The sequence below is a fragment of the Bacteroides sp. 11BF genome (assembly GCF_019633765.1).
Lineage (GTDB): Bacteria > Bacteroidota > Bacteroidia > Bacteroidales > Bacteroidaceae > Bacteroides > Bacteroides hominis.
In genome coordinates this window covers 1-25161 of the sequence record NZ_JAFKPJ010000027.1, presented here as the reverse complement: position 1 = coordinate 25161, position 25161 = coordinate 1, and the positions used below count along the sequence as shown (strand labels likewise).

Genomic DNA, 25161 nt, shown 5'->3' with positions numbered 1-25161 from the left:
TTTTGTCCGGTTATTCCCGCACCCCCTTCAGGAGTTTGTCTCAAACGGACGACTATAAAAAAACAAACCTTGTGCCAAAAGGTTGAGTAAGATGGAAAGTGACAGGATTCTGACAGAAAGTCAGATTTTGACATTTTCATGTCACCCAAAGGACGAAAAAGAGTCAAAGTTACAGGGAAATAAAATAATAATTCCCCGCCCTGAAACGGACGAGGAATTATCGTTGAGATGAAAAAAGAGAAAGTAATATCTAAAGCCTTTCAATCCACTCTCCAGGTATGGTTATGCGAAAACATCCCATAGTATGAAAACGGATTATTATCCGTATTTCTGTTTCCGAAGTATCGAGTTCGCCCACCAGTCCATTTAAAGAACCTCCGGTGATACGAACCATAGGAGCCGGTTCCGGACAATCAGGTATCCACTCCACAGCAGTATCTATATGAGAAAACAATAATTGATAACTGTTCACCTGCCATTCCGGTATCCGATATTCCCATATATTTTGAGGAATAATTAATCCTTGTATTCCGGACAACTGCAAAACATCAGATTCTGAAGCCCAGATAAGAATGCAACGAGTTATCTGTGGTAACAATGTTTCCTTGGGACGACCCTGCCATTGATAAGTAATTTTCCGCAACGGAAGATAATTCCGTACTTTTCGTTGATCCAGTTCTTGTTTTACACGTTGCTCTGCCCGCGAAGCTGTAAAAGCAAGATACCAATGACATGACTGTTTTTCCGCCATTTCGGGCTTTTCATTTATATTCATCTATCTCTTATTTTGTTAAACTCACCATAGAAGCAACCATTGCAGCAATAGAAGCAATAGAACTGCTCATGCCTACTGCTCCGGACACAGTAGCTTTTTTCCGTTCTTCTTTAGTGGGAACGATTATTTCACACCCGGGCTCAATGGCATTTGCTGTATTGTGTCTTAATCGGGAAACAGTGCCATTCATATATACAACATAGGCACGCCGCTTCAAGGCCCGGTTGCCAAAGCCGCCGGCTTGACCTATATAATAATCAATTCCACTTCCTTTTTGATAAAGAACCGTATTAGGATACATCACAGCTCCGGTTATGGTCACAGTACTGACATATTTAGGAATAAAAAGTACATCCCCCTCACGCAACACCAAATCTTCATCGGACTTTGGTTTTGCTAATGCTTTTTCAAGTTCAATACCTACTGAATAAGTCTGATCGACTTCCAGAGCAGCCAAAGATACCGAATCTTTTCCGGTTCCCTTAACAGCAAACCGGACTGCATCTTGTTTTTGCCGGATTTCATCAGCTGTCATCCTACGCATCAGGCGTGCACCTTTTACATAGGCATCTTTCGACAATCCTCCGGCCTTAGCTATCAGATCACTCAACCGTTCATTCCTTTTAGTCAGCGCATAGTTGCCTGTGAATATTACTTCTCCATCAACCGTCACATTCGCCTGTTTCTGATAGCCCGGGCTTCTACGTATAAAAACCATATCATAAGGTTCCAATTCAAACACCCGCTTTGCTCCTACCAATAGTCCATTCTCCAATTCAACCGTAAAACTTTTCCCTATTACAGAAGAAGAAGAGGTGCTTTTGGCATCTTTAATACGCCGCGATACATCGATACGAACCGTTGAAGCTGATTCCAACAGACCACCTGCTTTTAAAATCAGATCCTGGATAGTCATATTTTTAGCAAAAGGAAAATGTCCCGGATTTGCCACATCGCCATAGATAGCCAATGTTCCTTCCTTTTCCAGTTCCCGAATACTCGAAATATAGAGTACATCATTTTTTTGAAGGGGTAAATCAGGAATACTCCCCTCCATCAGTTTCCTCAAATCAACAGGAATCATTTCATGTGACAGATCCTCACGCTCTCGCTTAAGCAACGCTCTATTAAGAAAAGCATCCCCACGAAGCCCTTCGGCCTGACATATCAGTTGTTTTATAGTTCCTGTCAAACTGTCCAGTTGATACATACCGGCACGATATACTGCCCCACGAACTTCCACTTTATTAGAGAAACGATCTAATACCGCCTCTACGGAAATTTCATCATCATCAGTCAGAATAAAGTTTTCATAATCCACTTTATCTACATTATATATTTGCTTCTCTCTTCCGCTACGACGAAATAAACGAACCGTATTCCGATAAGCATCCCCTGTAAAGCCGCCTGCATAGTTGATTAAGGCAGCCAGAGACTCTCCCTGTTTCATCTCATAAATCATCGGTCGTTTCACTTTTCCTAAAATACCGACCAGATTCTCATAAGGAGAGACCAGAATCACATCTCCTTCCGACAAACGGATATCATCTGCCAGTTTTCCCTCCATTATATATTTATATACATCCACATCAGCTACCTTTTCACCGTTCCGCACGACTTGAATCGTACGCAAGCTGCCAATTCGATTGACTCCTCCAGCCCGATACAAAGCATGAAACACTGATGCAAAAGCAGATAACCGATAGGTACCGGGAACTTCAACCTCCCCCATGACATTGACCATAATGGAACGTATCTTCCCTAATGTCACCTTGATATGTACCGATTCTCCGGAAATAGCTGCATAGATTTTACTGAACTCACGTCGTAAATGCCGCTCAGCCTCTTGCATGTTCATACCACTCAGATAAATAGGACCGATATTCTCCACCACAATACTTCCTTCGGGAGAGATAGTCTCTCTTACCGTATTTTCCGAAGTTCCCCATATATCAATTATCACTTCATCCCCCGGTCCTAACATATAGTTTTCCGGGGTAGGAATATTCAGATTAGGTTCAAATGACAAGTTCCGACTTGCAAATATATTGCGTCCAAAAACCTGAGTTTGTTTGCTCTGTCCTACTACTTTTTGCAGCTCTTCCTGTTGAGCCCTTACCCATCCAATAAATAAAAGAAACAGTAAAAAGACTAATACTTTCTTGCCCATTTTCCTAAGTTATTCTATAAGATTATTTTTCTTCTTAAATCTCCGAAAATCATAAAGTATCCATATCAGACAAGCAAGCAGTCCCAATATTACACTTCCAAGAATCAATCCTAATAAAATCATAGTAGTTAGCTTTTAATATATTCTCAATAAAACATTCTTATTATCAACGTATTATATCTAAAAAAATGTGTTTTTAAACGTACGTTTAAAAACACATTAAAAACAAGTGATTCGTTAAAGGGAAAGATTTATAAAATCATAGAGATAAAATGAAAAGAAGAAGAACAGACATTGATTTGAGAATGAGGTTATTTCAATAATAATGAAAGTTAAAAGGAAGTCTTTTTATTAAACACTTTGTGTATTTAAATATTAGCTTTATCTTTGTGAACAAATAAACGTACGTTTAAAAACACATTTTCATCAGCTTTCCCTTTGCTCGTATTTACGGCATTTTCCTTATTAGGCAGACCTATAATCCGGAATAATCCTGTATTTTTGTACCACGACTAATCAATATTTAAAGTATGATGAACCGATCTTCTTTTATTCTTTTTGTACTAATATCATTTCTGCTCACTGCTTGCAAAGAAAAGCAGAAAGCAACACTCACTGTCGAAGAAGGTGTTCCGGCCCCTCTTTCATATGCAGAAGGATTCGGAATAACACATTCTCCTGAATACACTACAGTAACAGTATATAATCCCTGGAAACCGGGAGAGACCTATGATATCTATTATCTTGTGAAAACCGAAGATCAGCCTGTCCCTGCCAACGGTCACAAAATAGTGATCCCACTAAAAAGTATTATGACCAACTCAGCTACTCATTTGGGGTTTCTTGAACTTCTGGGGGAATTGCATAAAGTGACAGGGGTGTGCAACTCGGCCTATATTTACAATCCTACCATTCTGCAAGGTGTCAAAGAGGGTAAAATAAAAGATTTGGGCGATGCTTTCAATCTGGACATAGAAAACTTACTTTTATTACACCCACAGGCCGTAATGACTTCTGCCTACAATACCGAAGACGAAAACAGCCGACGTATGAAACAAACGGGATTGCCTATCCTATATAATATTGAATGGCAAGAAAAATCTATTCTGGGGCGTGCAGAATGGATTAAATTTGTCGGAGCCCTTTTCGACAAAGAAGCATTGGCTGACAGCATTTTCGGGCAAATAGCAAAACAATACAATGAAGTAAAAAAGAGTGCCGAGAAATTTTCATATGCGCCTTCTATACTTTCCGGGCAAGATTACAGGGGAACCTGGTCTATGCCGGGAGGAAGAAGCTATAGTGCACAACTCTTCCGCGATGCAGGTGCCAATTACTATTATGCCAACGACACAACAGCTTCCGGTAGTATATCCAGCAGTATTGAAGAAGCTCTGATACATTTCAACCAAGCTGACATATGGGTAGGCGTACAAGCCAATACTTTGGAAGAGTTGGGACGAATGGACTCGAAATACAAACTATTCAAATCATATAAAGACGGCAATGTATACCATATAAACAAGCGGACAAATGCTACTGGTGGAAACGACTATTGGGAAAGTGGAGTAGCTCGTCCGGATCTATTATTGAGTGATATGATCAAGATCGTTCATCCGACACTATTGCCTGACTACGAGTTAACTTACATGGATAAATTAAGAAGTGAATGAAAAACTACCGGCTGTTTTTATTATTAATCATATTGTTAGTCATTGCTTTCATGGCAGATATTGCTATTGGGAGCGTCAACCTCTCCATACGAGACGTATGGGATACACTTACCGGAGGCAGTGATAATCTTATCTATCGTGAAATTATCATCAATCACCGACTTCCCAAAGCATTAACAGCTATTTTAGCAGGAGCATCACTTTCTGTTGCCGGAGTATTGATGCAAACTCTGTTTCATAACCCACTGGCCGGTCCTGACGTATTGGGAGTAACTTCCGGCGCCAGCTTGGGAGTAGCCTTACTCACTTTAGGCACTTCTTCGCTTCCTTTGTGGCTTATAGCAGGATGGGGGCAAGTGACAGCTGCTATCATTGGGGCTATAGGAGTTTTATTATTGGTCATAATCGTTTCTATCAAAATACCTCAGACTGTCTCCCTGTTAATCATAGGCATGATGTTCGGCAACTTTGCCGGTGCCATCGTCAGTATCCTGCAAAGCATGAGCAATCCGGATACTCTCAAGCTTTTTATTACCTGGACCTTTGGCAGCCTCTCTTCAGTGGGCTGGGAACAGATGAGTGTGATGGCCCCTGTCATTGCCTGTGGAATTCTGACTGCATTGCTCTTGCAAAAACAACTCAATATTTTGTTGTTGGGAAAAAACTATGCCAACGGATTGGGAGTCTCTGTGACCAGATTACGCCTCTGGATTATTCTGGCCACTGCACTTTTGGCCGGAACTTCGACGGCTTTTACCGGTCCTATAGCCTTCATAGGCATCACCATGCCCCATGTGGCCAGAGGATTGTTTGGGAGCCCTAATCACCGTATTATTCTTCCGGGCTCCATACTGTGTGGTGCCATTACGCTGTTAATTTGCGACTTAATTTCTCAAATGCCCGGAATGCAGGGTACATTACCTATCAATGCAGTAACTGCTTTGTTTGGCTCTCCAGTAATCGTTTGGATCATATTCCGCAACTCATATCTAAAATAAGAAGAGCCATTATTATACTAAACCTTAGTTAAAAGATACAGAGAAGGGTGTCCCACATGGGACACCCTTCTCTGTATCTTTTAACTAAGGCACTTCTATTTTTTCACTAACACCATTACCAATGTCCCGTCTGCGTTATACAAACCAATTCCACCACCGGACAATACATCAAATGATTTCACCTCATTGATAGCCTTCATCACTTTACTTTCTACCTCCATGTCCGGACAAGCCATCATAGTAGAAATAACATTTGGGAAAGATATAGAACGAGGATTTTCTTTATCAGTTTCAAATCCTCCATTAATCAGATTACATCCGGCATTTCCATGAATAGATTTCTTTTTAATGTCAAAACTGATGAAAGGCTGCTTCTCCATACCGGAAGGAATAGCCTCACCATTCACTTCCTCTATTTTCCATTCACCGTTCAGTGCAGACAACTTCACCGTAGATACTTTCTTCTGAAGGACAACTACCGGGCGACTGGAAGCATTACAAAGAGCCATGTTCTGTTTACCCAGCTTTTTATAACTCTTTACCTGTCCCAATGCATTCAGTACATTTTGTTCCGTTGTCATATCAGGACAAGCCATACGAGTACTTCCCAAACGACTCATATCAATAGTACCGGGTTTTGAATTTAGATCTATCGAACCCATCATACGATTACAGCCGCTGTTACCATATACTTTTCCAGTTACTGTATCAAAACCGATAAACGGCAATTCCTGATTCTCTGCCGGAACAATAGCTGAACCGTTCACTTCAATAATGTTCCATTCACCATTTAAAGATGATAAAGAAGCGGTCTCTTTGGTTGAACCACAAGATGACATTGCGAATGCTGCACCTGCCATGCAAATTGAAAACAATACTTTTTTCATTGTTATACTATTTAAGTTAAATATTGGCGCAAATATAGATAAAAAATAATATAAAGTTGATACATTTGTCGAATTAAGATAAACAGAACAGACATACGAATAGTTCAACAAACAATATACAATCATGAAAAGACGTATCAGAACCTTATTAGTCCTCCTCGTGACAGTCGCTTCGGCGGCAATTGCACAGAAAGATTATTCCGTACCCCTCTCTTCCCCCTTGGCTCCATCGGTTGATGAAGAAACGAATTTCATAACAACGTATTTTCCGATGAAACAATTATGTAAGTGGACACCTGGAATAAAATTTATGTTTATTCCGGATAGTGGTGACGAATTCATCCCCATATTTTATTGTTACGAAAACGGGAAAGAAGTAGTTAACGACTTACTCAAAAATAAAACTGTAGAATATGTAGGATCAGAAGAAACAGAGCATGAAACATATATCGGTAAAATATATACTTCACGTTTCATTTTTGAATGTGAAGGTAAAAAATACTATTACGAAATGAAAGATACCAAACTAAACGATCTGTGTGATAAAGATCCTCGTGCCGGTATCAATGGGCTCGTCTACCTGCAAGATATAAATACTGCCAAAGAATTATTGATTGGAAAAACACTTTATACCCGGACTACCATAGTAAAAGTAGATGATGTCAGCAGTTACTCCGGATACAGAGAGGTCAGCATTCCCAAAGGCGAACCCGTGAAAGTTATGGCAATAAGTATTGGTAGCAAAGCTTTTCCTGTGAGAATTGTTTTTACTGACAGTAAAGGGAACACCTATTATATTGACGTAGCCATGTCCAGAACAAATTCCCGTATGGAACCTGAAGATTTTCAAGCAGAAAAAAGGATGAGCTACTTCCCCAACGCATTTTCTTTTACCAATCCGGACATTAAAGCCAAAGAGTCCATCCAATCTAAATATATCGGACAAGCCGTTTATCCTTTAAAAACAATACGAACAAAACAAGCAGATTTACTGCGTTATACTCCGTTACAAATCAAAGATGTGCAACCTGAAAAAACAGGAACGTCAGCTACACTCCTACTGGCAGATGTTTTGGGAACAACATACCGAATAAAAGTAGATTTGAGATATGACCCTATCCTTAGAAATGAAGATTTCATCGAAAATCTTTTTGAATTTGCCAACATACGAAAAAAATATCCGAACATTAGCGAAGCCAACTGGTTAATGCTTGCTAAAGGAGAGGTAAAACCGGGTATGACAACCGAAGAGTGTAAGTTGGCAATCGGCGAACCTATCGAAATCAGAGCCCGGACCGACTCTCGTTTTGAGACATGGTTATACAGAGGAAAAATACTGGAGTTTGAAAATGGTATCTTGCTTCGCGCCAAATAAAGAAACTTAAATCGGCGAATATTCTGAAATAATGCCGTATATTTGTTCCATCAACAATTCTTAAATTCTTAATTTAAAATTCTTAATTAAAGAAATGGGTAGAGTTCTTATTATCGGTGCAGGCGGTGTAGGTACCGTTGTAGCACACAAAGTGGCACAAAATGCCGATGTATTTACTGATATCATGATCGCCAGCCGCACGAAGTCAAAATGTGACGACATTGTGAAAGCCATCGGCAACCCCAGCATAAAAACAGCCCAAGTGGATGCTGATAATGTAGACGAACTGGTAGCACTATTCAACGACTTCAAACCGGAAATGGTTATTAACGTTGCTTTGCCTTATCAAGATCTGACTATCATGGAAGCCTGCCTGAAAGCAGGTGTAAACTACCTGGATACCGCTAATTATGAGCCTAAAGACGAAGCTCACTTTGAATATAGCTGGCAATGGGCTTATCACGAACGTTTCAAAGAGGCAGGTCTGACTGCTATCTTAGGTTGTGGATTCGACCCAGGGGTGAGTGGCATTTATACGGCATATGCTGCCAAACATTATTTCGATGAAATTCAATACCTGGATATAGTAGATTGTAATGCCGGAAATCATCACAAGGCTTTTGCTACAAACTTCAATCCGGAAATCAATATCCGTGAAATCACCCAAAACGGACGTTATTATGAAAACGGACAGTGGGTAACCACCGGCCCCTTGGAAATTCATAAAGACTTGACTTATCCGAATATAGGTCCTCGTGACTCATACTTGTTATACCACGAAGAGTTAGAATCACTTGTAAAACACTTTCCAACTATCAAACGAGCACGTTTCTGGATGACATTCGGTCAGGAATATCTGACTCACCTACGTGTGATTCAGAACATCGGTATGGCCCGCATCGACGAAATCGATTACAACGGGCAAAAAATTGTTCCTTTGCAATTCTTGAAGGCCGTGCTACCTAATCCTCAAGATCTGGGTGAAAATTACGAAGGGGAAACCTCTATCGGTTGCCGCATCCGTGGCTTAAAAGATGGCAAAGAACGTACCTACTATGTATACAATAACTGTAGTCACGAAGCAGCATACAAAGAAACGGGTATGCAGGGAGTAAGCTATACCACAGGTGTCCCAGCCATGATTGGTGCCATGATGTTCTTCAAAGGCGAATGGAAGCGACCGGGTGTGAATAATGTGGAAGAGTTTAATCCGGATCCGTTCATGGAACAATTGAACAAACAAGGTCTGCCTTGGCACGAAGAATTCGACGGAAACCTGGAATTGTAATTAACATAACAATATGTCAATTGGCTATATGCCACCTTGTGGTAAGCTGATTGACATAATTTATACATTGGGAAAATCATCAAAGATGAATATAGGAGATAAAGCCCCTGAATTGCTGGGTATCAATGAAAAGGGAGAAGAGGTACGCCTCAGCAACTATAAAGGAAGAAAAATCGTCCTTTATTTCTACCCCAAAGATAGCACTTCCGGCTGTACGGCTCAGGCTTGCAGCCTGCGTGATAATTACGCGGAATTGCGTAAGGCCGGATACGAAGTGATCGGTGTTAGTGTAGACAATGAAAAGTCACATCAAAAATTTATTGAAAAGAATAATCTGCCATTTACCTTGATTGCCGATACTGAAAAAAAATTAGTAGAGCAATTTGGAGTATGGGGAGAGAAAAAGCTATATGGCCGTGCCTATATGGGTACTTTACGCACTACTTTCCTGATCAATGAAGAAGGAGTCGTTGAACGAATCATCGGTCCGAAAGAGGTAAAGACCAAAGAACACGCTTCACAAATTTTATAAATCGATCATTATGGCAAAGAAAGAAGACGAGTTAAATTTTGAAACAGATAATAATAAAATGGCATCAAGCGAAAAATTAAAAGCCTTACAGGCTGCCATGGACAAGATAGAGAAAAGCTTTGGTAAAGGTTCTATCATGAAAATGGGTGAAGAAGTGGTAGAACAAGTAGAAGTAATTCCTACAGGTTCGATTGCACTGAATGCAGCATTAGGCGTAGGCGGTTATCCCCGCGGAAGAATAATTGAAATTTATGGTCCGGAATCATCCGGTAAAACCACACTGGCGATCCACGCCATTGCAGAAGCACAAAAAGCCGGTGGAATTGCCGCTTTCATTGATGCTGAACATGCCTTTGACCGTTTTTATGCGGCCAAGCTGGGAGTGGATGTAGATAATCTGTTTATCTCTCAACCGGATAACGGAGAACAGGCACTGGAAATTGCAGAGCAATTGATCCGCTCTTCAGCCATCGACATCATCGTAGTGGACTCCGTAGCCGCCTTGACTCCGAAAGCAGAAATAGAAGGAGACATGGGCGACAATAAAGTAGGTTTGCAGGCTCGATTAATGTCTCAGGCATTACGCAAGTTAACATCAGCAGTGAGTAAAACCCGTACGACTTGTGTTTTCATCAACCAATTACGTGAGAAAATCGGTGTAATGTTCGGTAATCCCGAAACAACAACCGGTGGCAATGCATTGAAGTTCTATGCTTCGGTACGTTTGGATATCCGCGGTTCACAACAAATAAAAGACGGTGAAGAAGTGATTGGTAAACAAACAAAGGTCAAGGTTGTGAAGAACAAAGTAGCCCCTCCTTTCCGTAAAGCAGAATTCGATATCATGTTTGGCGAAGGTATATCACATTCTGGAGAGATTATTGATCTGGGAGCCGATTTAGGAATCATCAAGAAAAGTGGTTCATGGTATAGCTATAATGACACGAAGCTGGGACAAGGTCGCGATGCAGCTAAACAGTGTATTGCCGATAATCCTGAACTCGCTGAAGAACTGGAAGGATTAATCTTCGAAAAATTGAGAGAACACAAATAACTCTAATCAATAGATAACGATTGGCTGTATTTCATTGAATGACAGCCAATCGTTTATCATATATCAATTCAGAGAATTCCGTTTTTCCAATGCCAACGGATAGTACTTATCCAACAACATCGCCCACTCCGCTATAAGCTCAATTGGCATTCTCTGACCATTTTCATCACCAGACTCTGCAAATGTCCTTATCCGATCATCCAATGTAACCAAGCGCCGTATCTCTGGTTCTCTCTCACCTAATACCTCTACAATAATATCCAATTTCGTAATTTCACTTTCACTCATAGTATTTCATTTTAATTAAGTCATTAAAAGTACATCCTTTTCATCAAATATCTTCATATAACTTGCTCTTTTTTCTCTTTCTTTGTAACATAATTCGTCCCGTTACGTCTTACAAATATAAACATTGACAAAAACGAATCCATGGATGCTGAGAGTTTTAAAAAAGAGTTTCTGCCTTATCACCGCAAACTATACTGTGTAGCTTACCGACTACTGGAGAATTCAGCCGATGCGGAGGATATAGTGCAAGAAGCCTACCTGAAGCTGTGGGATAAGCGGGAAGGACTGACTGTTATTAGTAATCCGGAAGCATTTAGTGTCACTTTGGTAAAGAATATGTGTTTTGATTTGCTCCGCTCAGGAAAGTACATATTGTCCCGACAAACCGTAGAACTGTCTGCCGTTCAGGATATTTCCCAGTCGGACAACCTGGAAGTACGCGAAGGCGCACGACAGGTAAAAGATATCATAGCCCACTTACCCGAACAGCAGCAACGGATCATAAACATGCGCGATATCAAAGGCTGTTCTTACGAAGAGATAGAACAAGTTACCGGATTGAATTCTATTAATGTTCGTGTACTGCTATCACGAGCAAGGAAAAAGATACGTGAAGAATTTAATAAATGGAATAATTATGAAAGTCGAAGAAATTGAAAGGTTGCTCGCCAAGTTTTATGAGGGGACTACTACCGAGAGCCAGGAAGAGGCGCTGAGAGATTATTTCAGAACAACGGAAGTGCCCGAACATCTGCTGAAGGACAAAGAAATCTTTCTTAACCTTTACTTAAACGCAGATCATGATGTGGAAATTCCTGCATATTTGGAGGACAAACTAAACTTGTTGATTGATGAAATGGCCGAGAAAGAACAACGCTTCTTCCGCCCCAACAGTTCCAAGAACAATTGGCGCTGGATTGGAAGTATAGCAGCCACTATACTATTACTTGTCGGTCTTGGATATGGTATCGACAATCTGGGTAAAAATGTGTGTCCACCTACACCGCAAGACACGTTTTCTGACCCGGAAGAAGCCTACCGAATGTTTCAGGCGACATTACTGGAGATTTCCGTTAACCTGAACAACGGATTCAATGAAGTGAAGGAAAGCCAAATTGACATGAGAAGAATACATCAAGAAGTAAAAAACGAAATAAAAAAATAAACGGTTATGAAAACAATGAAATTTATTCTGGTTTGTGTGCTGCTATTATCACCTCTCTTTTGTCAGGCACAAAAGAATCTGTTCAACAAATACAACGACATGAAAGGGGTATCATCAGTTTACATCTCTAAAGCAATGATGGAACTAAATCCGAACTTATTTATGAAGGACCTTTATATAGGTAAGGTGGCAGAACACTTGAATTCTGTTCAGGTCCTTTCTACACGTGATAATAAGATACGTGAAGAGATGGCTAAAGATATTCGTTCTTTGGTGCAGTCATCCAAATATGAACTATTGATGAAACAAAAAGGGACAACTTCCGGTTCAGAAATCTATGTAAATCGTAAAGGAAGTAAGATAAAAGAACTAATTATGGTAATGGACGGAGCATCTTCCCTAAAATTTGTATATATGGAAGGAGATATGACGACGGATGATATCAAAAAACTAATGTTGTATCAAAATACCAGTCAGTGCTTTATAATATCAGGAGATAGGCTCTATACCAATAATAAACCTGTCATTTATGACAGCAAGAAAGATATACGCAAACAAAAAGGTATGATAGAATTAAGCGGAACTTATAATTTGAACACTATAGATACAAATTATAGCGAAGAATTAAACGCTTTGAATGACGAACTAAAAAACCTTGGGAAAGAATTAAAAAACATAAGTACAGAGTAAATGATATAGGATAGTTATTATATGTAAGAGGTACGATGTATTTAGACATCGTACCTCTTACATACAGTTCTGTTTATATTTAATCAGCACCAATAAATATATGCTAAAGTGCTCAGACTAATCACTGCCCACAAAAGTACTCCCTGTATCAAAGGTTTGATACCTACGGACTTCACAACATCCAATGAAAGAGAAGCCCCGATGAAAAACATAGTGATAGTTAAAGTCTTACGAGCCAATCCATTGATAGCTGCCCCCAATGCAGGCACACTATCCAACAAATAGGTATTCACAATCATAGCTAATACAAAGAAGAAGATAAACCAAGGAATGCTGATCTTCTGTCCTTTACTTTTAAAGATAAACGAAGTAGCAAATGCCATTGGAATAATCCAAAGGGCACGGGTCAATTTAATAGTAGTAGCAACTTTTAGTGCCTCCTCACCGTATGCAGCACCGGCACCTACCACAGAACTTGTATCATGAATAGCAATGGCAGCCCAAGTTCCGAACTCATGTTGACTCATATTTAAAGCATGTCCGATTACTGGAAAGATAAAAAGTGCAAGTGCGTTTAATATGAATATTGTAGCCAACGCTACAGACATTTCACTATCATTCGCCTTTACTACAGGACCTACAGCAGCAATAGCACTACCACCACAAATCGCCGTACCCGAACTGATAAGATAAGAGGTATTACGATCTACCTTCAAGAACTTACGACCAATAAACCACCCAATGATCAGTGTACCGATTACTGAAATAACAGTAAACTCCATTCCTTCTTTACCGGAAGCAAGTGCCGAATGCAAATTCATACCAAAACCTAATCCGACAACAGAGTATTGCAACAAATATTTGGATGTCTTTTTATTAAATTTCGGATGCGCCTGTCCACATGTCAATGCGAAAGCTAACCCAAGGAAGAGAGCTAATGGTGGAGTTACCCATGCAGAAAGTGCCTGCAATCCTGGAACATAATCCAACATTAGAAATAAAGTCAAAATAGAAAGTAAAGAAACATAGACCTTTTTATTGTTTGTCTGTAACGTTTTCGTAATAGCTGATACCATATCTTATTATCTTTTTTATTTTTCGGGTGCAAAGATACGGCTACTTATCGGTATATGCCAATTGCATCTAATTATGCTTTATAACTTTTTATTATGATGCATGGCAAACTGCATCAAAACCTGTGACAATCCACTCTCCTGCCCTTGGGGTTGGGCAAAACAGAATTCACGCAACATAGGCATGCCTTTGATTTCGATAACCCGAAAAGTACCGGAAAGTAATTCACGACTGATGGAACGGATAGAAACAATTCCCATACAATCTGTATGTTCCAGAAATAATTTGATACTCTCCGTACTACCCAAATATAAAAGCACATTCAAAGATGATAACTTTATATTATGTCCGGACAAAGCTCTTTCAAAAACATCCAACGTGCCCGAACCTCTCTCACGAAGCACAAGAGGAATTCTGGATAAATCTTCGGGAGTAATTTCATCCGGTAATGAGAGCTTATTACCTGTGTGGACAACAGCCACCAATTCATCCTGCAAAAACGTAGTATATTTAAGATTCGGCAAACGAGAAATTCCCTCCACTAAACCTAAGTCAATGCGGTGTTCCTGCAAAGCTGCTTCTATTTCTCTGGAATTCCCATTCAGCAAAGAAAGATTTACCTGAGGAAATTTTGCTATAAAATTAGCCAATAAAGGAGGAAGCACATATTGCGCAATTGTAGTACTGGCACCTAACTTTAAATCACCTATATATTCATTATGGAGTAAATGCATTTCATATTCCAGCCGTTTATAGTCCTCCAATATCTTTTCACTATGTTCTTGCAAAAGCTTCCCTGCCTCTGTCAAAGATATCTTATTCCCTTGCCTGTCAAACAAGCGGGCCTGATAGCAAGTTTCCAATTCCTGAATATGCTTGGTTATAGCAGGCTGACTGACAAACAACTCTTGTGACGCTTTCGTAAAACTAAGGTTCTTAGCAACACTTAAAAATACTTTTAGACGAAAATCAGACATAAATATAAAGGTTTATTGTCTATAATTACAATTCTTCTCCCCTGATTCCCAACGCTTGCATCAACGGATATGCAAGCATTTCCCATTGATGCCCTTCCAGCATTTCCTCCGGTTCATTCATACGAAACTGAATCGTTTTTTTATTTTTAATCTTTTTCAACCGATTCATTACTTTATCACCATATTCTTCATTAAAAGAGACTAAAATCAATTGTCTCACATCGGCAGAATCTGCAACAATATTTAATAAATCGAGATATAATTCCTCACGGGATACCATTTCCTCACAAGGTACACCGGCAAAAGAAAACTCTCCAAACTGACTCTTAAACGCTACACCATTCAGCTCTGTAGATAAATCAGACGGTACACAATTAGATAACCGGACGGAATTCTTATCGTATACCACTAATATTTGAATCTGATTTTCTCCTTCTGTTATGCCTGAGTCTAACGCTAAATAAGTTATCAATTCCGAAAGATCAATCTCTTGTAACTCACGCTTCAATGTTCGCTCAAAATATTTCTTCAGATCCGTTATAACTAAATTCAAGAACGCTGCATCTATCAATATCACATTCGAAGAGAACTTTATTTTTTCGTCCATATAGTAATTCCTTTATAATTATATTCAGGCTATAAAGATACAACATACTTCTAAAATGCCCTTGCATTCGGACACAATTTCCTTGTAAAAAGGAAAATATATGACATTTTGGCTTTTACATTCCTTAAAAAGCTGAAAAAAAGTCAGTTTTTAACCCATGGCAAATCTTTTGCGCCTTCAATAGTGTTATTGAAAATAAGAAAAAGAAAGGAGAATAAACGATATGAATTTCAACAATTTTACCATTAAATCACAGGAAGCTGTACAGGAAGCGATCAATCTGGCACAAAGCCGGGGACAACAAGCCATTGAAACAGCTCATATCCTGTATGGAGTGATGAAGGTAGGCGAAAATGTTACTAACTTTATCTTCCAGAAGTTAGGATTGAACGGCCAGCAAATCGCCCTTGTACTCGACAAGCAAATTGACTCTTTCCCAAAAGTTTCGGGTGGTGAGCCTTATTTGAGTCGGGAAGCAAACGAAGTCTTCCAGAAAGCAACACAGTATTCCAAAGAAATGGGTGATGAATTTGTTTCACTGGAACACTTATTACTGGCATTACTAACGGTAAAGAGTACTGTATCTACTATTCTGAAAGATGCAGGAATGACCGAAAAAGAACTACGCGGAGCTATTAATGAATTGAGAAAAGGAGAAAAAGTCACTTCTCAGTCCAGTGAAGATAATTATCAATCACTGGAAAAATACGCCATAAACCTGAACGAAGCCGCTCGTAGCGGCAAACTCGATCCGGTGATCGGACGTGACGAAGAAATTCGGCGTGTACTTCAGATTCTGAGTCGACGCACCAAAAATAACCCTATATTAATAGGTGAACCGGGTACCGGTAAAACAGCAATAGTTGAAGGACTGGCACACCGTATCCTCCGGGGAGATGTTCCTGAAAACCTGAAAGATAAACAAGTATACTCTCTGGATATGGGGGCACTGGTTGCAGGAGCCAAATACAAAGGAGAGTTTGAAGAGCGGCTTAAATCCGTAGTGAATGAAGTGAAAAAATCTGAAGGTAACATCATACTCTTCATCGATGAGATCCATACATTGGTAGGAGCCGGGAAGGGAGAAGGTGCCATGGATGCAGCTAATATCTTGAAACCTGCACTTGCCCGTGGAGAGTTACGTTCCATCGGTGCTACGACCCTTGATGAATACCAGAAGTATTTTGAGAAAGACAAAGCTTTGGAACGCCGTTTCCAGATAGTACAAGTAGATGAGCCAGATAATCTGAGTACAATATCCATTCTGCGTGGTCTGAAAGAACGATATGAAAATCATCACCATGTACGTATCAAAGACGATGCAATCATAGCTGCCGTAGAATTAAGCAGTCGATATATAACTGATCGTTTTTTACCGGATAAAGCAATTGACCTCATGGATGAGGCGGCAGCCAAACTCCGTATGGAGGTAGATTCCGTCCCGGAAGGATTGGATGAAATATCACGTAAAATCAAACAGTTAGAGATCGAACGGGAAGCCATTAAACGCGAAAATGATGAACCGAAATTACAAACAATCGGCAAAGAATTGGCCGAACTGAAAGAACAGGAGAAATCATACAAAGCAAAATGGCAAAGTGAAAAAAGTCTGATGGATATAATCCAGCAGAACAAAGTTGAAATCGAAAATCTTAAATTTGAAGCCGACAAGGCTGAACGTGAAGGCAACTATGGGAAAGTTGCAGAAATCCGATATGGAAAATTACAAGAATTGAATAAGGAAATTGAGGATACCCAGAAAAAGTTACATGAAATGCAAGGGGATACAGCTATGATAAAGGAAGAGGTAGATGCTGAAGATATCGCCGATGTAGTATCCCGCTGGACCGGAATTCCCGTAAGCAAAATGATGCAGAGTGAAAAGGACAAGTTACTTCATCTTGAAGAAGAATTACATCAGCGTGTTATCGGGCAAGATGAAGCCATTGCAGCTGTATCCGATGCCGTACGCCGCAGCCGCGCAGGATTGCAGGATCCCAAGCGTCCGATTGGTTCCTTCATCTTCCTGGGCACTACCGGAGTAGGTAAAACCGAACTGGCTAAAGCACTTGCAGAGTTTCTTTTTGATGATGAAACAATGATGACCCGTATTGATATGAGTGAATATCAGGAGAAACATAGTGTTTCACGTTTAGTTGGAGCACCTCCGGGATACGTGGGATACGATGAAGGAGGACAGTTGACAGAAGCCATACGGCGTAAACCCTATTCTGTAGTACTGTTTGACGAGATCGAAAAGGCTCATCCGGATGTATTCAATATATTGTTACAGGTACTTGATGACGGAAGGTTAACAGACAATAAAGGTCGCGTGGTAAATTTCAAAAATACAATCATCATCATGACCTCTAATATGGGTAGTAGCTACATACAGAGTCAAATGGAAAAACTGAACAGCGCCAACAAAGACGAAGTTGTAGAAGAAACCAAGAAAGAGGTAATGAATATGCTAAAGAAAACCATACGCCCCGAATTCTTAAACCGTATTGATGAAACCATTATGTTTCTACCACTAACGGAAAAAGAAATAAAACAAATTGTCCTGCTGCAAATCAAAAGTGTGCAGAAGATGCTTGCGGGTAATGGAGTAGAGTTGAAGCTGACAGATGCCGCTTTAGATTTTCTTTCACAAGTAGGTTATGATCCAGAGTTCGGTGCACGTCCTGTAAAAAGAGCTATTCAGAGATATTTATTAAATGATTTATCAAAGAAATTATTAGCACAAGAAGTAGACCGTAGTAAAGCAATTATTGTAGATGCACAAGGTGACGGATTGGTTTTTCGTAACTAAAGAATTGAGAATCTATAGCGATCTGCCGGTATGCCTTATGGTATACCGGCTTTTCTCTTTCTTGAAAGTTCAATAAGTGATCCTCCTGACCTCCACCGGATAGGATGCACAATGAATAACAAGCACATACATGCCTCTTCTCGGCAATATAAAAGTAACACAATCTCCCGTTGAGTGAATCTTCCCTATCAACTCACCCTGCTCACTATACAGGTATACCATTGTATTAACTTCCAGACGTTCCAAAGACAAAACTCCGGTAAAATCGTCCAGTTTCATACAGATACCGCTATCTCTTGTTGCTTTCATGCTCTTTCCTTCTCTCCTATCACTCCCGGTTCCCTCGAAAGAATCTTTCGTATATAAAAAAGCGTGGGAACGTTGCAATTATCGTACCTGAGGCTCTGGACTGCCACTATTCAAATAATGTACAACAACCCACGCTCGATACTATATATTTGCATATACAGCAGAGCATGAGCGTTCGTTGCATTATTCCTGAATAGTGAAATTGTCCAGATTTCAAGTACAGAATAATATCTTAAAAACGCTTTTGTTCTTTTTGTGTAATATTCCTCGCAACACTGACTCTTCAGGTATCGACGGATTGCAACAAAGATAATTAAAAAGCCCTGAATACGACAAATAAGTTCTCTAAAATATTCTATGCAAATTTTATATAGTTATGCAAGAACAGCTTAAGGAGCCTTTTGTTTATTGGGGCATGATAAAAAATAAAAGCGCAATATCCCCCTTTCAGTAAGGGATATTGCGCTTTTAACTAAAAGAAACAGAATTAATTTTTATTCCGCCTCAGCAGCAGCAGCTTCACCAAATTCTGTAATTCCGTTAGAAACAAGAATATTGTACCATAAGATCAATTTCTTGATATCATTCACATACACTCTGTCACGATCAAAATCAGGCAAAACCTCAGCTAAATATTGGCGTAGTTGCTCGGGAGTAGCCTTCTTCACATCTATAGAGGCCATAGCTGCATTTTCCTTTTCTTTTATTGAACGCAATACGTCACGCAAAGGTACTTCTGAGTCGTTTGTGTACATTGCTATATCTGCCAAAGAGATAATCTTTTCATTACCATAAGCAGGAAAACGTTTCTTAGTCGCATCAATTGTTTCTACAATTAACATATTTTTCCCCTGCGAAATAAGCTTATACAATCCCGGTTTACCGGAGATAGACAAAATAGTCTTTAACATAGTATATTACTTTTATATTAGTTATTTTTTGCGGAGCAAAGGTAATGAATCTTTTGATATAGGAAAGCAATTAACTCTAAAATCTGCGGTATCAACGGTTTCTCATCATCATTTATTATAACGAAAGAAGCCTGTTCACACTTTTCTTCATCACTCATTTGGCTCCGAATACGTTGCATTATCTGTTCACACGAAGCATTGTCACGCCGAACTGCACGATCCACCCTTATTTCTAAAGGGGCATAAACCATCACAATATAATCAACCTCATCAGCAAACCCCGACTCTATAAGGATTGCTGATTCCATACCTATAATATCCATGCAACCCTTGTGTGAAGCCCATTGCCTGAAATGCTCTTTAACTCTCGGATGTATGATTCTATTGACTTGAGAAGCATGTATGGAGGAAGCAAAAAGGTATGAAGCCAATAAGACCTTATTTAATTTACCGTTTAAGAAAACCTCCTCTCCTACCAAGTCGCACAGTTCCTTACGTATAACAAGATCGGTCGCTACAATTCTCTTGGACTCTTCATCTGAAATATAGACAGGAATCCCCATTACTTCAAGTAGCCGTGAAACAATACTTTTGCCACTGCCTATCCCACCGGTTATACCAATTTTAATTGCCATAAGAAGAAACTTGTTCTATAAGAAAATCAACCTGCTCCGGATGAATGCGTATATGACTCACTCCACGTGGAACTGACTTCAATTTGACAGTATATTTATCAGTGCCCAACTTTAAAAGTTCTTCATAAGAGACATTTACAACAAAATCACTTGCCTTAATTTTGCGAAAACGGCTTAGTCCAACCTGAAATGTAATCTGGACTTTAGACGGAAAAGCTCTCAACACCTTATCTGCCGGAAAATTAATACCACGCAATGGTACTTCAACAGTCTTTTCCGTATATATATCCACAGGCAAAGTTAAATCAATCGCTCCGGGAACAAACTTAGCTCCTTTCACTCCGGCAAGCGCAATTCGTTGCCTCAATGTATCCGCTACATTCTCAAAGTTCACTTTTTGTGTATAGGCAGTTGTAATTGTATCCAATATAGCTACAGGAGCATATACTAAAACAGAATCCGGAGAATAAATGGTATCGGAAATATAGTATTGACGCCCTGCAGTAACTTTACCCTCTAATTTAACAGGCACCAATTTCGACTTTCCGGTAGAATAAATATACTCCAAGGTATCTGGTTTGACAGAAAGCAGACGAGTGGACACATTGAGCTGTCCCAGAATCTTTTTCTCAAGTTCTGAAGTATAAATCTTCACATGATTATTAGGGGCCTTTGACTCAGAAAAATCGATATTTACCGGAAAGAAACTTTTGCCCAACATATAGTTCAGCAATACCGTACCCTTATCTTTTACTTTGATACGCAATTCAGAAGGAGGTTCAGAAGTTAAAACTACATGATTAGGTACTCCTTTCAGACGAACAGGGATTGAAAATTCTGCTTCATAATCATTATTTAATGTTTGAAGCAGCCAAAATCCACCTGCAATAAAAAAGAAAAATAAAAAAATTAAGAACTCTCTGCTCTTATCACTAAGCAGAAAGTCCTTAATCCTTCTTGATAATTTTAAATAAATATACTTTATGTTCCTACGTTCGAACATAGGCTTTATTTATTTTTAGTTCCTTATTTCGTAGCAGACTGGCTATTGGCAGCTGAAGCATCTGCAAAAATAGAGTTCTTATCTATCTTAATTTTTACATTAGAAGCGATTTCAAGAACAATATAATCATCATTGATTTCCTTAATCACACCATGAATACCACCAGCAGTAATTACATTCTGATTCACCTGGAGAGACTTACGGAAATTAGCGATCTCTTTCTGTTTCTTATTCTGCGGACGAATCATGAAGAAATACATGATAACAAACATTGCTATCAGCATAATCCACATCAAACTACCATCAGGGCCAGCAGCAGGAGCTTGAAAAAATACAGTTAATAGGTTCATAAAATAATCAGTTTTTTAGTTTTTTAATCTATTTGGACAAAGGTATTAGTTTTTTGTCAACTTACCTTCTTTTTTTAATTGATTAACTATTCCGTCCAATGTACCATTGATAAAGCTACCGCTCTTCACTGTACTATAGAGTTTGGCAATCTCTACATACTCATTTAACGAAACACTGACCGGAATGTTCGGAAAACTAAGAATTTCTGCCAACGCACACTGCATAATAATCACATCCATGAAAGCTACACGATCCAAATCCCAGTTCTTTGTGTTTTCACTGATCAGATGACGATAATAATCGGCATTCAGAATGGCCCGACGGAACAAGCGCCGTGCAAATTCCTGATCTTCATCATCTTTAAACTCAGGCAATAATGGCTGGTTAGCCCCTTGTTTTTCTTCAAAACGCTTGATAGTTTTCAATACAAATGTATCAACAATCTCTTTATCATCATTCCAATATAAACTCTGATCTTCCAACACTTGATCCAGCGAATCATTATTGAAAACAAACGTTTTATATAGTTTTCTCCACAACTCACGATCCATTTCGTAAGATTTATCGGAAGAAGCCATATATTCTTTATATATATCGGATGCAATAATCTTCTCGTACAATTCTTTGATAAAGTCCTGATCGTTTGCCCAGGTTCTTTTCTGGTTAGCTATAAACTCGCTCAATTGTTTATTTACTTCAAGTTGTGCGATAAACTTATTTTCCACAAACTTCATGTTAGGATACAACTCTTCTTTTGTCGGCGCCAATTTAGCTTTCGCTGTGTCAATGCGTTTTTGTGCATATTCCGTCAAAGCAATCATAAGCATCAGCAAATAGTTGTATAAGTCGTAAGCCTTAGAGAGGCTAAAGAACAACTCTTTCTCCGCTGAGTCTAAATTTTTGCTGCCGTTTTGATAGTAAGCATACACTATCTGTATGATCTTTAGACGAATAAGAACTCTGTTAATCATAATCTTAATTAATACTGTTATTAACGAATTGCAAAAGTAGACATTTTTAATGAGTTTACGCAAATAAATCACATTTTTTAATGCAGTATTTCATTCTCTTTCCTTTTTCTTTTGACGGTTTAAAAAAAATATCCAATTTTGAAGCCAATTATAAACAGACCTAACAATATGGAAGATTTTAAAAAGAAAATAGGAACAGACATGAATGATAAAGAGATTGTATTCTCCAAATCGATTAAAGCTGGTAAACGTATATATTATCTGGACGTTAAAAAGAACCGTAAAGATGAAATGTTTCTTGCTATCACTGAAAGCAAAAAAGTCGTAATGGGAGAAGGAGACGATTCCCAGGTAAGTTTTGAAAAGCATAAAATCTTTTTGTATAAAGAAGATTTTGGTAAATTCATGTCCGGTCTTGAACAAGCGATCAGTTATATCAATCAGAATCAAGAATATACCGAAGAATTAGAATCCGGAAAAAAAATCGAATCTGAAAGCGAAACTGAAACTGCAGTTTTAGATAGTGAAATTAAAATAGATATTGATTTTGAATAATTAAAAACATCAATTCTTTGATATTTCAGAAAGAAAGTGTACTTTTGCACCGCTTTTTGCACATCGTGTGATAATCACATCGTGTGATGGTGAATTAAGCAAGCAAAATAACTTAATTTAGAGTAACACAAAAAATTTCAAGAAATGAGATCAATTGAAGTTAAAGGAACTGCAAGAACAATTGCAGAACGCTCTTCTGAACAGGCAAGAGCTTTGAAAGAAATTCGTAACAACGGTGGTGTGCCTTGTGTACTTTACGGTGGTGGAGAAGTTGTTCACTTCACAGTGACTAACGAAGGACTTCGCAATCTGGTTTATACTCCGCACATCCACGTAGTAGACCTGATTATCGATGGCAAAAAAGTGAATGCGATTTTGAAAGACATTCAATTTCACCCTGTAAAAGATACTATCCTGCACGTAGACTTCTATCAGATTGACGAAGCTAAACCTATCGTAATGGAAGTACCCGTACAACTTGAAGGTCTTGCTGAAGGTGTGAAAGCCGGTGGTAAATTAGCATTGCAGATGCGTAAACTGAAAGTTAAAGCTTTGTACAACGTTATTCCTGAGAAACTGACTGTCAATGTATCTCACTTGGGTCTTGGCAAAACAGTTAAAGTAGGCGAATTGAGCTATGAAGGACTGGAACTTCTGAATGCAAAAGAAGCTGTTGTATGTGCCGTTAAGTTGACTCGTGCGGCAAGAGGTGCAGCTGCTGCAGCAGGAAAATAATATCGCTATCCTTTATTAGAGATATCATTCAAACGCAGATTAATGCAGATTTCACATCTGTGTTAATCTGCGTTTTTATTTAAAAACAAATAAACTGAAAGATATGAAATACTTAATTGTCGGATTAGGCAACATTGGTCCAGAATACCATGAAACTCGCCATAATATAGGCTTTATGGTGTTGGATGCTTTGGCTAAAGCAAACAACCTATCATTCAAGGACGGTCGTTATGGCTTTACAGCTACCCTATCTGTAAAAGGAAGACAAATGATTCTGTTGAAGCCTTCGACATTTATGAATCTAAGTGGCAATGCCGTGCGTTATTGGATGCAAAAGGAAAATATTCCATTGGAGAATATGCTAATCATCGTTGATGACCTGGCTCTTCCTTTTGGAACATTACGTCTGAAAAGCAAAGGTAGCGATGCAGGCCATAACGGATTAAAACATATCGCAGCTATCTTGGGAACTCAGAATTATGCACGGTTGAGATTTGGCATTGGCAATGACTTCCCAAAGGGCGGACAAGTTGATTTCGTATTAGGACATTTTACGGAAGAAGACTGGACAACAATGAACGAGCGCCTGGAGACAGCCGGAGAGATTGCCAAAAGCTTTTGTTTGGCAGGAATCGACATAACGATGAATCAATTCAACAAAAAATAATAATTCATTTTCAATTTATAACCCAATGCCTGAAGCAAGAATAGATAAATGGATGTGGGCAGTCCGCATCTTCAAAACCCGCACAATCGCTGCTGAAGCCTGTAAAAAAGGACGAATCAGCATCAACGGATCGTTTGTGAAAGCCTCTCGTATGATAAAGCCAGGAGACGTAATTCAAGTAAAAAAGCCCCCCATTACATACTCTTTCAAAGTATTACAAGCTATCGAGAAACGAATCGGAGCAAAGCTTGTATCCGAGATGATGGAAAACGTAACGACACCCGATCAATACGAACTTTTGGAAATGAGCAAAATCAGTGGTTTCATTGATCGCGCAAGAGGCACCGGACGCCCGACTAAAAAAGACCGTCGAAGCATTGAAGAATTCACTACTCCGGAATTTATGGATGACTTTGATTTTGACTTTGATTTTGAAGAAGACAATAAATAAAAATCCCCGACAGCCGTCACGGACACCGGGGAGGTATAAATAAATGGACTTATTTATAAAATCACCCATCCGACCGATAACCTATCGGCCGGATGGAGATAGAGGTCAAAACTTAAATCCGATCTTCAATGTCGGAGCTGCCAAAACACTGTAGTTATGGCTGTCTGCCGACAGATCGCCAAGACCGGCTTGCGGATTATACGTAGTC

At 39.2% G+C, this 25161-nt stretch carries 28 protein-coding genes; 14 read left to right on the top strand and 14 right to left on the bottom strand.

What is annotated here, in order from left to right:
• Window positions 1–250: 250 nt before the first annotated feature.
• Together JZY04_RS19590 and JZY04_RS19585 are read right to left on the bottom strand one after the other, a co-directional pair.
• A complete protein-coding gene (locus tag JZY04_RS19590; protein ID WP_220575433.1) occupies window positions 251–775 on the bottom strand; it encodes a UpxY family transcription antiterminator in 525 nt (174 codons plus the stop codon).
• 7 nt (window positions 776–782) lie between these two features.
• Window positions 783–2945 (bottom strand): SLBB domain-containing protein, encoded by a 2163-nt coding sequence (locus tag JZY04_RS19585; RefSeq protein WP_122143667.1) that lies wholly within the window; start codon window positions 2943–2945, stop codon window positions 783–785.
• 533 nt (window positions 2946–3478) lie between these two features.
• Here JZY04_RS19585 and JZY04_RS19580 point away from each other — a divergent pair.
• Complete coding sequence (locus JZY04_RS19580; RefSeq protein WP_101604285.1) at window positions 3479–4618, top strand: ABC transporter substrate-binding protein; 1140 nt, start codon at window positions 3479–3481, stop codon at window positions 4616–4618.
• Window positions 4615–5616 carry an iron ABC transporter permease gene (locus JZY04_RS19575; protein ID WP_122143666.1) on the top strand — a complete coding sequence of 334 codons (1002 nt, stop codon included), beginning with the start codon at window positions 4615–4617 and terminating at the stop codon, window positions 5614–5616. The genes JZY04_RS19580 and JZY04_RS19575 overlap by 4 nt, the downstream gene beginning before the upstream one ends.
• 95 nt (window positions 5617–5711) lie before the next feature.
• Here JZY04_RS19575 and JZY04_RS19570 read toward each other — a convergent pair whose 3' ends face one another.
• On the bottom strand, window positions 5712–6503 hold the full coding sequence (locus tag JZY04_RS19570) for an META domain-containing protein (protein WP_122143665.1): 792 nt from the start codon (window positions 6501–6503) through the stop codon (window positions 5712–5714).
• Between the two features lie 124 nt (window positions 6504–6627).
• Between JZY04_RS19570 and JZY04_RS19565 the strand changes: the two genes are divergently transcribed.
• From JZY04_RS19565 to recA, 4 genes are all read left to right on the top strand, one after another.
• Window positions 6628–7878 carry a hypothetical protein gene (locus tag JZY04_RS19565; RefSeq protein WP_220577445.1) on the top strand — a complete coding sequence of 417 codons (1251 nt, stop codon included), beginning with the start codon at window positions 6628–6630 and terminating at the stop codon, window positions 7876–7878.
• 94 nt (window positions 7879–7972) lie between these two features.
• Window positions 7973–9166 (top strand): saccharopine dehydrogenase family protein, encoded by a 1194-nt coding sequence (locus JZY04_RS19560; protein ID WP_005809817.1) that lies wholly within the window; start codon window positions 7973–7975, stop codon window positions 9164–9166.
• A gap of 85 nt (window positions 9167–9251) precedes the next feature.
• Window positions 9252–9698 (top strand): thioredoxin-dependent thiol peroxidase, encoded by a 447-nt coding sequence (gene bcp / locus JZY04_RS19555; protein ID WP_122143668.1) that lies wholly within the window; start codon window positions 9252–9254, stop codon window positions 9696–9698.
• 10 nt (window positions 9699–9708) lie between these two features.
• Window positions 9709–10752, top strand: a complete 1044-nt coding sequence (gene recA / locus JZY04_RS19550; protein WP_005775938.1) for a recombinase RecA — start codon at window positions 9709–9711, stop codon at window positions 10750–10752.
• A 63-nt stretch (window positions 10753–10815) separates the two neighbouring features.
• Here the strand turns inward: recA and JZY04_RS19545 are convergent, their stop codons facing one another.
• Window positions 10816–11040, bottom strand: coding sequence for a hypothetical protein (locus tag JZY04_RS19545; protein WP_005809822.1), 225 nt, complete (start codon window positions 11038–11040; stop codon window positions 10816–10818).
• Window positions 11041–11181: 141 nt separating this feature from the next.
• On the opposite strand from JZY04_RS19545, the gene JZY04_RS19540 reads away from it, so the two are divergent.
• Genes JZY04_RS19540 through JZY04_RS19530 form a run of 3 tightly spaced genes read left to right on the top strand, consistent with a single transcriptional unit; the run spans window position 11182 to window position 12895 of the window.
• The gene (locus tag JZY04_RS19540; RefSeq protein ID WP_122143663.1) at window positions 11182–11697 is read left to right on the top strand and encodes an RNA polymerase sigma factor; all 516 of its coding nucleotides are present in this window, start codon (window positions 11182–11184) and stop codon (window positions 11695–11697) included.
• Window positions 11678–12205: a hypothetical protein gene (locus JZY04_RS19535; RefSeq protein WP_005775935.1), complete on the top strand. Its 528-nt coding sequence runs from the start codon at window positions 11678–11680 to the stop codon at window positions 12203–12205. The genes JZY04_RS19540 and JZY04_RS19535 overlap by 20 nt, the downstream gene beginning before the upstream one ends.
• A 6-nt stretch (window positions 12206–12211) precedes the next feature.
• Window positions 12212–12895, top strand: a complete 684-nt coding sequence (locus JZY04_RS19530) for a DUF4252 domain-containing protein (RefSeq protein ID WP_122143662.1) — start codon at window positions 12212–12214, stop codon at window positions 12893–12895.
• Window positions 12896–12978: 83 nt separating this feature from the next.
• Here JZY04_RS19530 and JZY04_RS19525 read toward each other — a convergent pair whose 3' ends face one another.
• From JZY04_RS19525 to JZY04_RS19515, 3 genes are all read right to left on the bottom strand, one after another.
• Window positions 12979–13971: a YeiH family protein gene (locus JZY04_RS19525; RefSeq protein ID WP_122143661.1), complete on the bottom strand. Its 993-nt coding sequence runs from the start codon at window positions 13969–13971 to the stop codon at window positions 12979–12981.
• Between the two features lie 78 nt (window positions 13972–14049).
• Window positions 14050–14946 (bottom strand): LysR substrate-binding domain-containing protein, encoded by an 897-nt coding sequence (locus JZY04_RS19520; RefSeq protein ID WP_005775932.1) that lies wholly within the window; start codon window positions 14944–14946, stop codon window positions 14050–14052.
• Window positions 14947–14971: 25 nt separating this feature from the next.
• Window positions 14972–15553 (bottom strand): DUF6621 family protein, encoded by a 582-nt coding sequence (locus JZY04_RS19515; protein WP_044299557.1) that lies wholly within the window; start codon window positions 15551–15553, stop codon window positions 14972–14974.
• 223 nt (window positions 15554–15776) lie between these two features.
• Between JZY04_RS19515 and clpB the strand changes: the two genes are divergently transcribed.
• On the top strand, window positions 15777–18365 hold the full coding sequence (gene clpB / locus JZY04_RS19510) for an ATP-dependent chaperone ClpB (RefSeq protein ID WP_005775930.1): 2589 nt from the start codon (window positions 15777–15779) through the stop codon (window positions 18363–18365).
• Between the two features lie 69 nt (window positions 18366–18434).
• On the opposite strand, the gene JZY04_RS19505 is transcribed toward clpB, so the two are convergent.
• The 6 genes from JZY04_RS19505 to nusB form a co-directional block, all read right to left on the bottom strand.
• Window positions 18435–18644: a hypothetical protein gene (locus JZY04_RS19505; RefSeq protein ID WP_050418555.1), complete on the bottom strand. Its 210-nt coding sequence runs from the start codon at window positions 18642–18644 to the stop codon at window positions 18435–18437.
• A 524-nt stretch (window positions 18645–19168) separates the two neighbouring features.
• The gene (locus JZY04_RS19500; protein WP_122143660.1) at window positions 19169–19585 is read right to left on the bottom strand and encodes a DUF5606 domain-containing protein; all 417 of its coding nucleotides are present in this window, start codon (window positions 19583–19585) and stop codon (window positions 19169–19171) included.
• A gap of 17 nt (window positions 19586–19602) precedes the next feature.
• Window positions 19603–20220 carry a dephospho-CoA kinase gene (gene coaE, locus JZY04_RS19495; protein WP_005775927.1) on the bottom strand — a complete coding sequence of 206 codons (618 nt, stop codon included), beginning with the start codon at window positions 20218–20220 and terminating at the stop codon, window positions 19603–19605.
• A complete protein-coding gene (locus tag JZY04_RS19490) occupies window positions 20210–21223 on the bottom strand; it encodes a CdaR family protein (protein ID WP_005818784.1) in 1014 nt (337 codons plus the stop codon). Before JZY04_RS19490 ends, coaE begins: the two co-directional genes overlap by 11 nt.
• A 23-nt stretch (window positions 21224–21246) precedes the next feature.
• Window positions 21247–21573 (bottom strand): preprotein translocase subunit YajC, encoded by a 327-nt coding sequence (gene yajC / locus JZY04_RS19485; RefSeq protein WP_005775925.1) that lies wholly within the window; start codon window positions 21571–21573, stop codon window positions 21247–21249.
• Between the two features lie 45 nt (window positions 21574–21618).
• On the bottom strand, window positions 21619–22545 hold the full coding sequence (nusB, locus tag JZY04_RS19480; RefSeq protein WP_005775923.1) for a transcription antitermination factor NusB: 927 nt from the start codon (window positions 22543–22545) through the stop codon (window positions 21619–21621).
• Window positions 22546–22713: 168 nt separating this feature from the next.
• Between nusB and JZY04_RS19475 the strand changes: the two genes are divergently transcribed.
• The 4 genes from JZY04_RS19475 to JZY04_RS19460 all read left to right on the top strand — a co-directional run bounded on the left by JZY04_RS19475 (window position 22714) and on the right by JZY04_RS19460 (window position 24953).
• The gene (locus tag JZY04_RS19475) at window positions 22714–23100 is read left to right on the top strand and encodes a PUR family DNA/RNA-binding protein (RefSeq protein ID WP_044299561.1); all 387 of its coding nucleotides are present in this window, start codon (window positions 22714–22716) and stop codon (window positions 23098–23100) included.
• 144 nt (window positions 23101–23244) lie between these two features.
• Window positions 23245–23835 (top strand): 50S ribosomal protein L25/general stress protein Ctc, encoded by a 591-nt coding sequence (locus tag JZY04_RS19470; RefSeq protein ID WP_005775921.1) that lies wholly within the window; start codon window positions 23245–23247, stop codon window positions 23833–23835.
• A gap of 103 nt (window positions 23836–23938) precedes the next feature.
• Window positions 23939–24502: an aminoacyl-tRNA hydrolase gene (gene pth, locus JZY04_RS19465; protein ID WP_005809833.1), complete on the top strand. Its 564-nt coding sequence runs from the start codon at window positions 23939–23941 to the stop codon at window positions 24500–24502.
• Between the two features lie 25 nt (window positions 24503–24527).
• Window positions 24528–24953, top strand: a complete 426-nt coding sequence (locus JZY04_RS19460; protein WP_005809834.1) for an RNA-binding S4 domain-containing protein — start codon at window positions 24528–24530, stop codon at window positions 24951–24953.
• 105 nt (window positions 24954–25058) lie between these two features.
• Here the strand turns inward: JZY04_RS19460 and JZY04_RS19455 are convergent.
• The coding region (locus tag JZY04_RS19455; RefSeq protein ID WP_255584461.1) for a BT1926 family outer membrane beta-barrel protein at window positions 25059–25161 on the bottom strand (103 nt) is incomplete at its 5' end.